This is a genomic window from Actinomadura macra NBRC 14102, assembly GCF_001552215.1.
Classification (GTDB): domain Bacteria; phylum Actinomycetota; class Actinomycetes; order Streptosporangiales; family Streptosporangiaceae; genus Spirillospora; species Spirillospora macra.
Map to the genome: position 1 here is coordinate 103,206 of NZ_BCQT01000015.1, position 12,416 is coordinate 115,621.

The window sequence follows — 12,416 nt, forward strand, 5'->3', positions numbered from 1 at the left end:
CACGGTGAGTATTGGCACATGACGCAAATGCTCTCGGAAGCCGATATCGAAGTGGCCAAGGCGGAACTCCGGGCTGAGTTTCCGGGCTGGTCGATGATCTTGACTCGTGACACCGAGCGTTGGTGGGCGATTCGACAGCCGCCGGTGGAGGGGTGGCGGGGGGTGCGTGTCGTCACCGAGGTGGACGCCGACACCTCCGACCTTCTTCGTGAATTGCTTCAGGAGGTCGTCGAGGAGGAACGCCGGGCCGGGTTGTGAGCGGGCATCAGCGGGGCGTGGGGTTCATGTTGTTGTCGCATGAGTTGTGGCAGTGGATTTTGGCGGCGTTGGACTCCGATATGGAGCGGGTCCGTGAGCAGGCGTATCTGTTTCTGCTTGCGGAGGCGCCGCGGGTGTGGGAGCCGCGGGTTGATTCCGTCCCGCCGTCTGGGACGGGACCTTGAGTGTCGTGTGGCTGGACGCTCGGCGCCGGTGAGGGCGCTTGTGAGCGAGGCCGCACGATGGGCACGGACGTTCCGGTGGTGCGGGCGTCCTGTGCCCTACCGCCGCCCGGCCCGGGTTTTGAGAACCGCCCCCACCCTGGCCGGGCGGCCAGGTACGGCGCGGCGGCGCGTGTTTGCGTACATGCGCCGCCGCGTCCATCAATCTCGGACGATCTGGATCAGCAAGGTGACGACTCCCACGCCCACGCCGATCGGGACCGCGGCGCGGGGCGCGGCGGCGCACAGGACGGCGGCGCCGGCGGCGGCGATGATGATCACTAGGGCCCGGGTGCTGATCAGGGTTTTCGGCTCGGTCTGGTTTGGTCGGATACGCATGTCAGCTCGACCTCCATCCCGTTACACGGGGTTCGGACCCGGCGGCTCGCGCGGGAAGCGGTGGACGGGTCCCGTGGCCCGGCCCCCGGTCCGATGGGCCGCCTGGTCACCACATCGTTCCCGCGGTGTCAACAGCTCGCGCGCGCGACGCGCGATCCCGGCGAAAGCATGATCGTTCCATGGTGGGGGCATGCCGATCGCGTCCGGACTGCCGGGTTGATCCGAGATCATGGCTCGATGACGGGGATGCGTGGCAGGGGTGCGCGGCGCGTGGTGCGGTGGACGGGTTGGACGGCGGTGTACGCGCTCGGTCTCGTCGCGCTGGCGTTCAGCGGGGCGTGGGTGTGGTGGCAGCCAGAGCCCGGGGCGCGCGGCACGGACGTGAACGCGTTGTGGGCACGGCATCAGTGGGTGGGGGAGCCGCACACCGACGCGGAGTACCGCGCGCTTGGTGACCTGCTCAAGCAGAATCGCATCAGCGACGTGTATTTCCACGCCGGGCCCTTCGAAGCGGACGGGACGGTGCCGCCGTCCAAGTACCGGTACGCCGGGCAGCTTCTCGCAGCCGTCCGTAAGTACGCGCCTGGGGTGCGCGCCCAGGCGTACCTGGGCCAGATACGCATGGTGGACGGTCACGGGGTCACCGATCTGGACGATCCGGCCGTGCGGGAACGGGTGCTGAAGACCGACGCGGCCTTCCTCGATGTCGGGTTCGACGGGATCCACTACGACTTCGAGCCGATCTACCCCGACGACGCCTCCTTTCTGGTGCTCATGGACCGCACGCGGGAGCTGACCCGGTCCCGGGGACGGCTGCTCTCGGTGGCGCTGGAGCAGCCGCCGCTGTTCGACGCCCTCCAGCCGGTCTACAAGGCGTTCGTGCCACGCCACGGGCCCGTCCACTATCCGCCGCGTCCGACCGAGAGGTTCCTGAACGAGATCGCCGACCGGGCGGACCAGGTCGCGATCATGACCTATGACGTGTCGCTGCCGACCAGGTCGCTCGCGGGATGGCACTACGCCCGGCACACGCGCCGGACCCTGGAGTTGATCGGCGACCGCGCGACGGTGTTCATGGGCGTCCCCACCTACCGGCCGCTGGTGGGATGGGCGGAGGACCTCACCGTCGCGCTGCGCGGCATCCGGCGCGGCGTGGACGATCTGGACCGGCCCCCGAAGCGTCCGTTCGGTGTCGGCGTGTACGCGGACTGGACCACCGGGCCCGACGCCTGGACCCGGTACCGCGCGGCGTGGCCGCCGTCGGCGACGACCGGTTCCGGGCATTGAGGAAGCCCGTACGTGACAGGCCGTTCCGCGTGCTTCCGCAGGCCAGAAGGGTGGGGTAGCGGGGCACCTTCGGGGTACTCCACGGTGCGACGTCCAGACCCAAACGGCGGACACAGAGCAAGTGGTGGACACAGAGGAAGAGGGGACGGCCGATGGGAACTGAGCAGACCGCGTGGCACGTCACCGACAGGCTCAGTGAGTTAGCGGCCGAATTCGTCGGCTGGCGGATCGGCCGGGGCGGTTCCGGCCACTGGTGGGCCGTCCGCGGGAATGATCTCGTCCGGACGCCCGACGTCGAGGAGTTGCGCGTCCGTCTGCACGAACTCACCGCCGCCCAGAGGCGTGCATGAGGCGCTCCCGGGCACCCGGCCGGACGCCGCGACCAGGGCCGCGGCGGGCACGGCCACGTTATCCAACCGAGTCCGGGGTGTGGCCGGACTGACCCCGTAACGCGGCATTTGCGTGCCACGATGTGGTGATGGAGCCGCCGCCACGCGTACCCCCGAGCGTGTGGCGGCGGCTTCTGCGGTGCCCGGTTCCGGCCCTCGCGCGACCCCGTCGCGGGCCGCCCGATCGACCGGGGCGGGACATTCCCTGACTGGGAGGGACCTGCGGGTCCAAGCCGACCCGCCGGAACGGTACCGTTCGATGCATGGCACCCAGCACAACGACCGACGCGCCATTTGGGCGGATGTTGACCGCGATGGTCACTCCGTTCCTGCCGGACGGTGGCGTCGACTATGACGGCGCCGCGCGCCTCGCGACCCACCTGGTCGACGAGCGGCGTCATGACGGTCTCGTCGTCAGCGGGACGACGGGGGAGTCGCCGACGACGAGCGACGAAGAGAAACAGCGCCTGCTGCACGCGGTCATCGAGGCGGTCGGGGACCGCGCGGTGATCGTCGCCGGTGCCGGGACGAACCACACCGAGCACAGCCTGAATCTCGCGCGGCAGGCCGAGGCCGCCGGCGCGCACGGGCTGCTGGTGGTCACGCCGTACTACAACAAGCCCCCGCAGGAGGGCCTCGTCCGCCACTTCACCGCGGTCGCGGACGCCACCGGCCTGCCCACCATGCTGTACGACATCCCGGGCCGCGCCGGGGTGCCGATCGAGAACGACACGCTGCTGCAACTCGCGGAGCACCCGCGGATCGTCGCCGTCAAGGACGCCAAGGGCGACCTGTTCGGCGCGTCCCGGGTGATGGCCGCGACCGACCTCGTCTGGTACTCCGGCGACGACAACCTCAACCTGCCCTGGCTGTCGGTCGGGGCGGCGGGGTTCGTCAGCGTGGTCGGCCATGTCGTGGGCGTCGAGCTCCATGAGATGATCGACGCATACCGCGCCGGTGAGCACGGTCGGGCGCTGGACATCCACCGCCGGCTGCTGCCCGTGGTCACCGCGATCATGACCCGTACGCAGGGCGCCATCGCCGTCAAGGCAGCGCTGAACCTGCTCGGTCTCCCCGGAGGCGGCCCGCTGCGCGCGCCCCTCGTGGAGGCCCCGCCGGAGTTCGCGGCGCGCCTGCGTGAAGACCTGACGATAGGGGGAGTAAAAGTGCCCGAGGCAGCCATCCCGGAGGTCGCCCGGTGAGTCATCCTCACCCGGAGCTGTCCGACCCGCCGCCACCGCCAGAATCCGGCCTGCGCATCGTCGCGCTCGGCGGACTCGGGGAGATCGGCCGCAACATGACGGTGTACGAGCAAGGCGGCCGCCTGCTCGTCATCGACTGCGGCGTGCTCTTCCCCGAGACCGAGCAGCCCGGTATCGACCTGATCCTGCCCGACTTCGAGTACATCAGAGACCGCCTCGACGACATCGAGGCGGTCGTCCTGACCCACGGCCACGAGGACCACATCGGCGCCGTCCCGTACCTGCTGCGGGAGCGCCGCGACATCCCGCTGGTCGGCTCGAAGCTCACCCTCGCCCTGCTGGAGGCGAAGCTCACCGAGCACCGCATCAAACCCGTCACCGAGGTCGTCGTCGAGGGCGACCGCCGCAGCTACGGGCCGTTCGACTGCGAGTTCCTGTCGGTCAACCACTCCATCCCGGACGCCCTGGCGCTCGCCGTCCGCACCCGCGCGGGCGTCGTGCTGCACACCGGTGACTTCAAGATGGACCAGCTTCCGCTGGACGGCCGGCTCACCGACCTGCCCGGGTTCGCCCGGCTCGGCGCTGAGGGCATCGACCTGCTGCTGTCGGACTCCACCAACGCCGAGGTGTCCGGCTTCGTCCCGAGCGAACGCAGCATCGGCCCGGTCGTGGACGAGGTGTTCCGCACCGCGCAGGAGCGGCTCATCGTCGCCTGTTTCGCCTCGCACATCCACCGTGTGCAGCAGGTCCTGGACGCGGCCGTCGCCAACGGCCGCAAGGTCTGCTTCATCGGCCGTTCGATGGTCCGCAACATGGGCGTCGCGCGTGAGCTCGGCTACCTGGACGTGCCCGAGGGCATCATGGTCGACCCGCGGGACCTGGACGACATCCCGGCCGACCGGCTCGTCCTGGTCTGTACCGGCTCGCAGGGTGAGCCGATGTCGGCGCTGTCGCGGATGGCCAACCGCGACCACCAGCAGATCCGCATCACCGACCGCGACACCGTGATGCTGGCGTCATCGCTGATCCCCGGCAACGAGAACGCGGTCAACCGTGTCATCAACGGCCTCACCCGCTGGGGCGCGCGGGTCGTGCACAAGGGCAACGCGCTGGTGCACGTGTCCGGGCACGCCTCGGCGGGCGAGCTGCTGTACGTGCTCAACATGACCAAGCCGGGCAACTTCATGCCGATCCACGGCGAATGGCGGCACCTGCGGGCGCACGCCAAGCTCGCCGCGCTGACCGGCGTGCCCGACGACAACATCGTCATCGCCGAGGACGGTGTGGTCGTCGACCTCGTGGACGGGCAGGCGAGCATCGTCGGCGCCGTCCCCGCCGGGTATGTCTACGTGGACGGGCTGTCGGTCGGCGAGGTCACCGAGACCTCCCTGAAGGACCGCCGGATCCTCGGCGAGGAGGGCTTCGTCTCCATCGTCGTCGGGATCGACTCCAGTTCCGGCAAGGTCGTGGCCGGGCCGGAGATCCACGCCCGCGGCGCCGGCATCGTCAACGAGGACTTCGAGGACGTCCTCGAACGGATCGGTCAGGTGCTGCGGGACGCCGCCGGCGACGGGGTCAACGACCAGCACCAGATCAGCCAGCTCATCCGCCGCACCGTGGGCAAGTGGGTGAGCGACAACTACCGTCGCCGCCCGATGATCATCCCCGTGGTCGTCGAGGTATAGGACCGCTCCAGGACGGACGGGCCGCCGCACGGTCTCCCGCGTGCTCGCCGCGCGGGGGGTACCGCGTGGTGCCCCGTCCGTCACGGGTGGTGCAACACGCCGTCCGCCATCCCTGGAACCTCAGGGGTCCTTGGCTACTCTCATCATCATGGCCACACGTGCGTCCGGACCCAAGAGCACCTCGCGTGCCGGGGGCGGCGCGGCCCGGAAGCCGGCCGGTTCCGCCCCCCGCAAGCGGACGAGCAGCGGCTCGCGGGCCGGGGCGAAGGGCGGTGCCAAGGGCGGCGCGCGCGGCTCCGGCCGGGGCCGTCCCCCGCGCAAGCCCCATCCGATCGTCCAGGTGATCTCCGGATTCGCCCAGCTGCTGTTCAAGCTCTACCAGCTCGCGGCGGTCACCGTCGGCGGGGTGTTCCGCGCCTACGGCAACAGCGCCCGCAACCTCGACCCCGAGCACCGCCGCGACGGCCTCGGGCTGGCGCTGCTCGGCTCGTCGATCGTGCTGGCCTCCGTGACCTGGTTCCGCCCCGACGGCGTCGTCACGATCGCGCTGGAGAAGGTCGTGCGCGGTGGCCTCGGCCTGATGGCGATGGTGCTGCCGGTCCTGCTGGCGCTGCTGGCCTGGCAGACGCTGCGCCACCCCGAGCAGCACGAGGACACCGGCCGCGTCGTGATCGGCTGCACCGCCCTCGCCGTCGGCGTGCTCGGCATCTTCCACATCGCCGCCGGCGTCCCGTCCCCGTCCAAGGACATGGACGGGGTGCGCGGCTCGGGCGGTGTGGTCGGCTGGCTGGTCTCGGCGCCGCTGGAGGCCGGTCTCAGCGGCTGGGTGGCCGTCCCGCTGCTGCTGCTCCTGTCCTTCTTCGGGCTGCTCGTCATCACCGCGACCCCAATCAACAAGGTCCCCGAACGGTTCACCGACCTGTGGTCGATGGCGACGCTGCAAGGGCGCCCGGCACGCTCGTCCGAGAACGAGGCGCAGGACGGCGACGCTCCGAAGAAGCGGCGCCGCAAGAGCAAGAAGGGTGAGGACGAGGACGGCGAGCTGGAGGTGGGCGAGCACTCCAAGCCTTACGACACGCCGCTGCTTGAGGACGGCACCAAGAAGGCCGACCGCCCGAGGCGCGACCTCGCCGACGAGCTCTTCGAGCCCGACCCGTTCAGCGGGGACGTCCCGCCGCCCGCGCCGCCGGTGGACGACGAACTGCCGCCGCCGCCCGACGTGCCCGACACCCCCGACCCGCTCGACGCGCTCGGTGCTCACGAGGCGCCCGACCCCACTCCCGCGCCGCGCAGCTCCGAGCAGCTGCCGCTGTCGTCGTCCGGTGAGATCTACGTGCTGCCCGACCCCGCGGCGCTGCGGCCGGGCAGCGCCGCCAAGCCGCGCACCAAGGCGAACGACACGGTGGTGAACGCGCTGACGGGGGTGCTGGAGCAGTTCGACATCGACGCGCAGGTCACCGGGTTCACCCGGGGGCCGACGATCACCCGGTACGAGATCGAGCTGGGCCCCGCCGTCAAGGTCGAGAAGGTCACCGCGCTCACCAAGAACATTGCGTATGTCGTGAAGAGCGCAGATGTGCGGATCATCTCCCCGATTCCCGGCAAGTCGGCGATCGGGGTGGAGATCCCCAACGTCGACAAGGACATCGTCAGCCTCGGCGACGTGCTGCGCTCGCCCGCCGCGACCAACGAGCACCACCCGATGATCGTCGGGCTGGGCAAGGACGTCGAGGGCCGGACGGTGGTGGCCAACCTGGCCAAGATGCCGCACATCCTCATCGCCGGCGCCACCGGCGCGGGCAAGTCGACCTGCATCAACGGGCTCATCACCTCGGTGCTGATGCGGGCCACGCCCGACGAGGTCCGGATGATCCTGGTCGATCCCAAGCGGGTCGAGCTGACGATGTACCAGGGCATCCCGCACCTGATCACACCGATCATCACCAACCCCAAGAAGGCCGCCGAGGCGCTGGACTGGGTCGTGGGCGAGATGGACCGCCGCTACGACGACCTGGCCGCCTCGGGGTTCCGGCACATCGACGACTTCAACAAGGCGGTCAAGGCGGGCAAGCTGACCGCACCGCCCGGCAGCGAGCGCGTCTACACCCCCTACCCCTACATGCTGGTCATCGTGGACGAGCTCGCCGACCTGATGATGGTCGCGCCCCGCGATGTCGAGGACTCGGTCGTGCGCATCACCCAGCTCGCCCGTGCCGCCGGCATCCACCTGGTGCTGGCCACCCAGCGGCCCTCCGTGGACGTGGTCACCGGGCTGATCAAGGCCAACGTGCCGTCCCGGCTGGCGTTCGCGACGTCCTCGCTGGCCGACAGCCGCGTCATCCTCGACCAGCCCGGCGCCGAGAAGCTCGTCGGGCAGGGTGACGCGCTGTTCCTGCCCATGGGCGCCAGCAAACCGATGCGCATCCAGAACGCCTACGTGGCGGAGAAAGAGATCCACGGGATCGTCGAGCACTGCAAGGGGCAGATGGAGGCGGTCTACCGGGAGGACGTCGCCGAGTCCAACGCGCCGAAGAAGGAGATCGACGAGGAGATCGGCGACGACATGGACCTGCTGGTGCAGGCGATCGAGCTGGTGGTATCCACCCAGTTCGGGTCCACGTCGATGCTCCAGCGCAAGCTGCGCGTCGGCTTCGCCAAGGCCGGCCGGCTCATGGACCTGATGGAGAGCCGCGACATCGTCGGCCCGAGCGAGGGGTCCAAGGCCCGCGACGTCCTCGCCAAGCCCGACGACCTCCCCGGTGTCCTGACCGAGTTGCGCGGAGGTTAGCGGCGCCCGGAAGGAGCGGTGTCGAGTGGAAGTCGGGCGGTCGACCTGGTCGTCCCGGGAGCGTCGGGGCGGTGTCCCGGGTTGTCATGACGGGTGTTCTACGGATCGTTTCCGGCGCGTCCCGTGGCGGAGACCGGTAGGTTCCCTCCACCCGGAAGGCTTGCGGGCCGGGCGATGGCGGAATGATGCGAAATCTTGCCCAGTTTCGAACGTGTTGGCTGTCGCTCAGCGGGCATTGCGGTTTCTAGACTGGTGTCGCTGGAGTGTGGGGTTGGTCATGAGCGCGCTCAAAGGAGGCTCGACGTGAGCATCGGAGAGACCTTGGCGAAGGAGCGTCAGCAGGCCGGTCTCTCGGTGACCCAGGTCAGCCTCCAGACGCGGATTCGGGAAACCGTCATCCGCGGCATGGAATCCGACGATTTCTCCACCTGCGGCGGCAACTTCTACGCCCGTGGCCATATCCGCAGCATCTCCCGCGTCATCGGCATCGACCCCGAACCGCTCGTCAGCGAGTTCGACGCGACGCACGGCGGCGCTCCCCAACCCGTCTCGGCCGTGTCGGCGTTCGAACCCGAGCAGCCCGTGGCGTTCCGCGAGCGCCGCTCCCCGAACTGGAGCGCCGCGATGGCGCTCGCCCTCGCCCTGGTGGTGATCTACGGGATCGTCCAGGTCGTGGGGCACGGCGGCGGGCGTGAGCAGCGCACCGCCCAGCAGGTCGCGGGGACTCCGGCCGCGCCCAGGCCGTCCGCGAGCGTCCCGCCCAAGCAGAGCGACCCGGTGGTCGCCGCGCCGCGCAAGACCGTCGAGCTGGCCGTCCAGGCCAGGCGCACCACGTGGGTCAGCGTGCAGGGCGACAAGGGCAAGGTGCTGTTCAACGGGATGCTGCGCGAGGGCGACCAGAAGCGCTGGACCGCCAAGAAGAAGATCAGCATCGTGGTCGGTGTCGGCGGCAGCGTCCGGATGACCGTCAACGGCAAGGACATCGGCGCGCCCGGCAAGGGCAAGGGCGTGCAGCGGAGGGACTTCGGCCGCGGCGACCCGAAGACCGCCTGACCTCCGGGCCGCCCATCGCCTCCGCGGCGGTCACGCCGCCGAACGGTTCGGCGTCCCGCTGGTCGGGCCCGGCGCTCGCGCCCATTACCTTAGGGGCATGTCCACACGCCGCAAGGTCTCACTCATCACGCTCGGCTGCGCCCGCAATGAGGTCGACTCCGAGGAGCTGGCCGCCCGCATCGAGGACGCGGGCTGGGACGTGGCGGGCGACGACGCCTCCGGCGCCGACGTGGTGGTGGTCAACACCTGCGGCTTCATCGAGGCGGCGAAGAAGGACTCCATCGACACGCTGCTGGCGGCGCACGACTCGGGCGCGAAGGTCGTCGCGGCCGGCTGCATGGCCGAGCGGTACGGCAAGGAGCTCGCCGAGGCGCTGCCGGAGGCCCACGCGGTGATCGGCTTCGACGACTACACCTCCATCGGCGAGCGGCTGGACGACGTGCTGGCGGGCCGGGCCCGTGAGGCCCACACCCCGCGGGACCGGCGGACCCTGCTGCCCATCAGCCCGGTCGAGCGCACCGCGGCGGGCACGGCGGTGGCGATCCCCGGGCACGGCGGGCAGGACGACCTCCCCGACGGGGTGGCCCCCGCGTCCGGCCCCCGGGTGCTGCGGCGGCGCCTCGGCGGCGGCCCGGTGGCGCCGCTGAAGCTGGCGTCCGGCTGCGACCGGCGCTGCACGTTCTGCGCCATCCCCGCGTTCCGCGGCGCCTACGTCTCACGGCCGCCGGCGGAGGTCCTGGAGGAGGCGCGCTGGCTGGCCGGGCACGGCGTGCGTGAGCTCGTCCTCGTCAGCGAGAACTCCACGTCCTATGGCAAGGACCTCGGTGACCTGCGCGCGCTGGAGGGGCTGCTTCCGGGCCTGGCCGCCGTGGAGGGCATCGAACGCGTCCGGGTGAGCTACCTCCAGCCCGCCGAGACCCGCCCGGGGCTCGTCGAGGCGATCTGCGGCACGCCGGGAGTCGCGCCCTACTTCGACCTGTCCTTCCAGCACGCGAGCGGACCGGTGCTGCGCTCGATGCGGCGTTTCGGCGACCGCGAGCGGTTCCTGGATCTGCTCGGCCAGATCCGCGCCCAGGCGCCCGAAGCGGGCGTGCGCTCCAACTTCATCGTCGGCTTCCCCGGCGAGACCGAGGAGGACTTCGAGGAACTGGTGGCCTTCCTGTCCGCCGCGCGCCTGGACGCGGTCGGTGTGTTCGGCTACTCCGACGAGGACGGCACCGAGGCCGCGAACCTGGACGGCAAGCTCGCTCCGGACGAGGTCGCCCGCCGGGTCGAGGAGCTGTCGGGGCTCGCCGAGGAGCTGACGGCCCAGCGCGCCGAGGACCGTGTCGGCTCGCAGGTCCGCGTCCTGCTGGAGGAGGAGGCCGGGGACGGCGCGTTCGAGGGGCGTGCCGAGCACCAGGCGCCCGAGGTCGACGGGACGGTCCTCGTCACAGGCGCGGGCCTGCCGGCCGGCACGGCCGTCGGAGACATCGTCACGGCCCGCGTGACCGGCAGCGACGGCGTGGACCTCGTCGCGGACGTGTCATGATCGCCGGCGCGCCCGACCCGATGACGGGGTCCCCGGACCCGCCGCCGGCGAGCGTCTACAACATCGCGAACGCGCTGACGCTCCTTCGGATCGCGCTGGTCCCCGTCTTCGTCTGGATGCTGTTCCTGGACGGCACCGGATGGCGGCTCGCCGCGTTCGGGGTGTTCGCCGTCGCGTCCATCACCGACAAGATCGACGGCGACCTCGCCCGTGCCCGGGGCCTGGTCACCGACTTCGGGAAGATCGCGGACCCGATCGCAGACAAGGCACTCACCGGCGCCGCGCTGGTCAGCCTGTCGGTCATGGGGGAGTTGTGGTGGTGGGTGACCGCCGCCATCATGATCCGCGAGATCGGCATCACGCTGATGCGGTTCGTCGTCATCCGCTACGGGGTGATCCCGGCCAGCAAGGGCGGCAAGCTGAAGACGACGCTGCAGGTCTTCGCGATCGGATTCTACATCCTGCCCGGACCGCTGGACCCCCTCCGGTGGACGACGATGGGTGCGGCCCTCGTCGTCACGGTCGTCACCGGTGTGGACTACGTCGTCCAGGCGTGGAGGCTGCGCCGCAAGGGCCGCGCCTGACGGGCAGGGCTCAGGGCCCGAGGCCCTCCGGCGCGTCGGCCGACCTCAGGCGACCGTCAGGAAGCGGTGAGGACATCGCCCAGCCGGACCGCGCCGGGGGAGCGGGGGATGCCGAGGCGGCCGAACATGATCCCGCGCTCGCCGTCGAAGCGCTCCGTCCGGTAGCCGGCGAGAGTGCGCAGCGGGGCGGGGCCGCGGCGGGCCGTCTCCTGGTCGGTGTTGATGATGACGCAACGCCCGCACGGCCTGATCAGCTCGATCTCGGCGCCGCCGCCGCGCAGCCGGGTGACGCGGTCCTCGCCGTACGGGCCGAGCCCCTCCAGGACGAGGTTGGCCCGGAACCGATCCACCGGGAGCCGGACGTCCGTCCGTCGGTTGAGGTCGTCCAGCGACTCGCGGGAGAGCACGGAGACGGGGTAGCCGTCCGCGAACGCCAGCGTGCCGCCGCCGAGCCGGGTGGAACGCGTCCCGGTGAAGCGGACGAGGCGGCAGGAGAGTCCCAGTGCCGAGCTGAACCACTCCGCCGGTTCGTCGCCCTGGTCGATGCCCAGGCACGGACGGTGGTGCACGGTCACGTCCCGCGCCGGGCCGTCGATCGCCTCCCACACCAGCGGCGCGCGGGCGAGCGTCGTGTGGACGGTGAGCTTCACACCGTCGAACCCGGGGCGCAGCAGTGCCAGTTCCGGGACCTCCCGCTGCGAGAGGTGGTGCCCGTCCGGGCGGACGAGCATGAACTCGCGGTCGTGCCGGAGCCCTGCCGGGGTCAGGTCGGCCTCGGGCAGCGCGACGGCGGCCGCGCTCTTGATCGGGAAGACGTTCAGCCCGGCGACAACGGCGATCATGCGTCGGACGGTACGGGCGGTCGGCGCGGCGTGGCCAGAGATCGGGGCGGTACCTGACACGGATTCGTCAGGTTGCGGAAGGGGGTGGGCTGCGAGGCCACGCCCACCCCGGTCGTGGCCCCGCAGCCCGGTCTGCGGCCCCGAGGCAATTATCCCTGCACATGACTATGCCTCGCGCCATGGCAAATGAGTTCTGACTCACAATGTGACCGTCGACCCTCCACAAGTCGGGATGAC

General features: G+C 70.7%; 11 protein-coding genes. 9 read left to right on the forward strand and 2 right to left on the reverse strand.

Going from position 1 to position 12,416, the window contains the following annotated elements; all coding sequences use genetic code 11:
- Positions 1 to 18: 18 nt before the first annotated feature.
- Positions 19 to 258: a hypothetical protein gene (locus AMA02S_RS24425; RefSeq protein ID WP_067461725.1), complete on the forward strand. Its 240-nt coding sequence runs from the start codon at positions 19 to 21 to the stop codon at positions 256 to 258.
- 383 nt (positions 259 to 641) lie between these two features.
- Here AMA02S_RS24425 and AMA02S_RS42125 read toward each other — a convergent pair whose 3' ends face one another.
- A complete protein-coding gene (locus tag AMA02S_RS42125) occupies positions 642 to 818 on the reverse strand; it encodes a hypothetical protein (RefSeq protein WP_157430817.1) in 177 nt (58 codons plus the stop codon).
- Between the two features lie 237 nt (positions 819 to 1,055).
- Here AMA02S_RS42125 and AMA02S_RS24435 point away from each other — a divergent pair, with 237 nt between their 5' ends.
- From AMA02S_RS24435 to AMA02S_RS24470, 8 genes are all read left to right on the forward strand, one after another.
- Positions 1,056 to 2,105, forward strand: a complete 1,050-nt coding sequence (locus AMA02S_RS24435) for a glycoside hydrolase family 18 protein (protein ID WP_245667805.1) — start codon at positions 1,056 to 1,058, stop codon at positions 2,103 to 2,105.
- A 152-nt stretch (positions 2,106 to 2,257) separates the two neighbouring features.
- The gene (locus AMA02S_RS42130; RefSeq protein ID WP_157430818.1) at positions 2,258 to 2,455 is read left to right on the forward strand and encodes a hypothetical protein; all 198 of its coding nucleotides are present in this window, start codon (positions 2,258 to 2,260) and stop codon (positions 2,453 to 2,455) included.
- Positions 2,456 to 2,757: 302 nt separating this feature from the next.
- Positions 2,758 to 3,696 carry a 4-hydroxy-tetrahydrodipicolinate synthase gene (gene dapA, locus AMA02S_RS24445; RefSeq protein ID WP_084265548.1) on the forward strand — a complete coding sequence of 313 codons (939 nt, stop codon included), beginning with the start codon at positions 2,758 to 2,760 and terminating at the stop codon, positions 3,694 to 3,696.
- Positions 3,693 to 5,381 (forward strand): ribonuclease J, encoded by a 1,689-nt coding sequence (locus AMA02S_RS24450; RefSeq protein ID WP_067461729.1) that lies wholly within the window; start codon positions 3,693 to 3,695, stop codon positions 5,379 to 5,381. Before dapA ends, AMA02S_RS24450 begins: the two co-directional genes overlap by 4 nt.
- Before the next feature lie 148 nt (positions 5,382 to 5,529).
- The gene (locus AMA02S_RS24455; protein ID WP_067461730.1) at positions 5,530 to 8,169 is read left to right on the forward strand and encodes a DNA translocase FtsK; all 2,640 of its coding nucleotides are present in this window, start codon (positions 5,530 to 5,532) and stop codon (positions 8,167 to 8,169) included.
- A gap of 303 nt (positions 8,170 to 8,472) precedes the next feature.
- On the forward strand, positions 8,473 to 9,222 hold the full coding sequence (locus tag AMA02S_RS24460; RefSeq protein ID WP_084265549.1) for a helix-turn-helix domain-containing protein: 750 nt from the start codon (positions 8,473 to 8,475) through the stop codon (positions 9,220 to 9,222).
- A gap of 97 nt (positions 9,223 to 9,319) precedes the next feature.
- Complete coding sequence (gene rimO, locus AMA02S_RS24465; RefSeq protein ID WP_067461731.1) at positions 9,320 to 10,753, forward strand: 30S ribosomal protein S12 methylthiotransferase RimO; 1,434 nt, start codon at positions 9,320 to 9,322, stop codon at positions 10,751 to 10,753.
- The gene (locus AMA02S_RS24470; protein ID WP_067461732.1) at positions 10,750 to 11,337 is read left to right on the forward strand and encodes a CDP-alcohol phosphatidyltransferase family protein; all 588 of its coding nucleotides are present in this window, start codon (positions 10,750 to 10,752) and stop codon (positions 11,335 to 11,337) included. Before rimO ends, AMA02S_RS24470 begins: the two co-directional genes overlap by 4 nt.
- Positions 11,338 to 11,393: 56 nt before the next feature.
- Here AMA02S_RS24470 and AMA02S_RS24475 read toward each other — a convergent pair whose 3' ends face one another.
- Positions 11,394 to 12,179: an MOSC domain-containing protein gene (locus tag AMA02S_RS24475; protein WP_084265550.1), complete on the reverse strand. Its 786-nt coding sequence runs from the start codon at positions 12,177 to 12,179 to the stop codon at positions 11,394 to 11,396.
- Positions 12,180 to 12,416 lie beyond the last annotated feature (237 nt).

Coding starts and splice junctions, on each gene's coding strand:
- dapA (WP_084265548.1), top strand. CDS start 2,758: ATGGCACCCAGCACAACGACCGACGCGCCATTTGGGCGGATGTTGACC.
- AMA02S_RS24435 (WP_245667805.1), top strand. CDS start 1,056: ATGACGGGGATGCGTGGCAGGGGTGCGCGGCGCGTGGTGCGGTGGACG.
- rimO (WP_067461731.1), top strand. CDS start 9,320: ATGTCCACACGCCGCAAGGTCTCACTCATCACGCTCGGCTGCGCCCGC.
- AMA02S_RS42130 (WP_157430818.1), top strand. CDS start 2,258: ATGGGAACTGAGCAGACCGCGTGGCACGTCACCGACAGGCTCAGTGAG.
- AMA02S_RS24470 (WP_067461732.1), top strand. CDS start 10,750: ATGATCGCCGGCGCGCCCGACCCGATGACGGGGTCCCCGGACCCGCCG.
- AMA02S_RS24425 (WP_067461725.1), top strand. CDS start 19: ATGACGCAAATGCTCTCGGAAGCCGATATCGAAGTGGCCAAGGCGGAA.
- AMA02S_RS24475 (WP_084265550.1), bottom strand. CDS start 12,179: ATGATCGCCGTTGTCGCCGGGCTGAACGTCTTCCCGATCAAGAGCGCG.
- AMA02S_RS42125 (WP_157430817.1), bottom strand. CDS start 818: ATGCGTATCCGACCAAACCAGACCGAGCCGAAAACCCTGATCAGCACC.
- AMA02S_RS24455 (WP_067461730.1), top strand. CDS start 5,530: ATGGCCACACGTGCGTCCGGACCCAAGAGCACCTCGCGTGCCGGGGGC.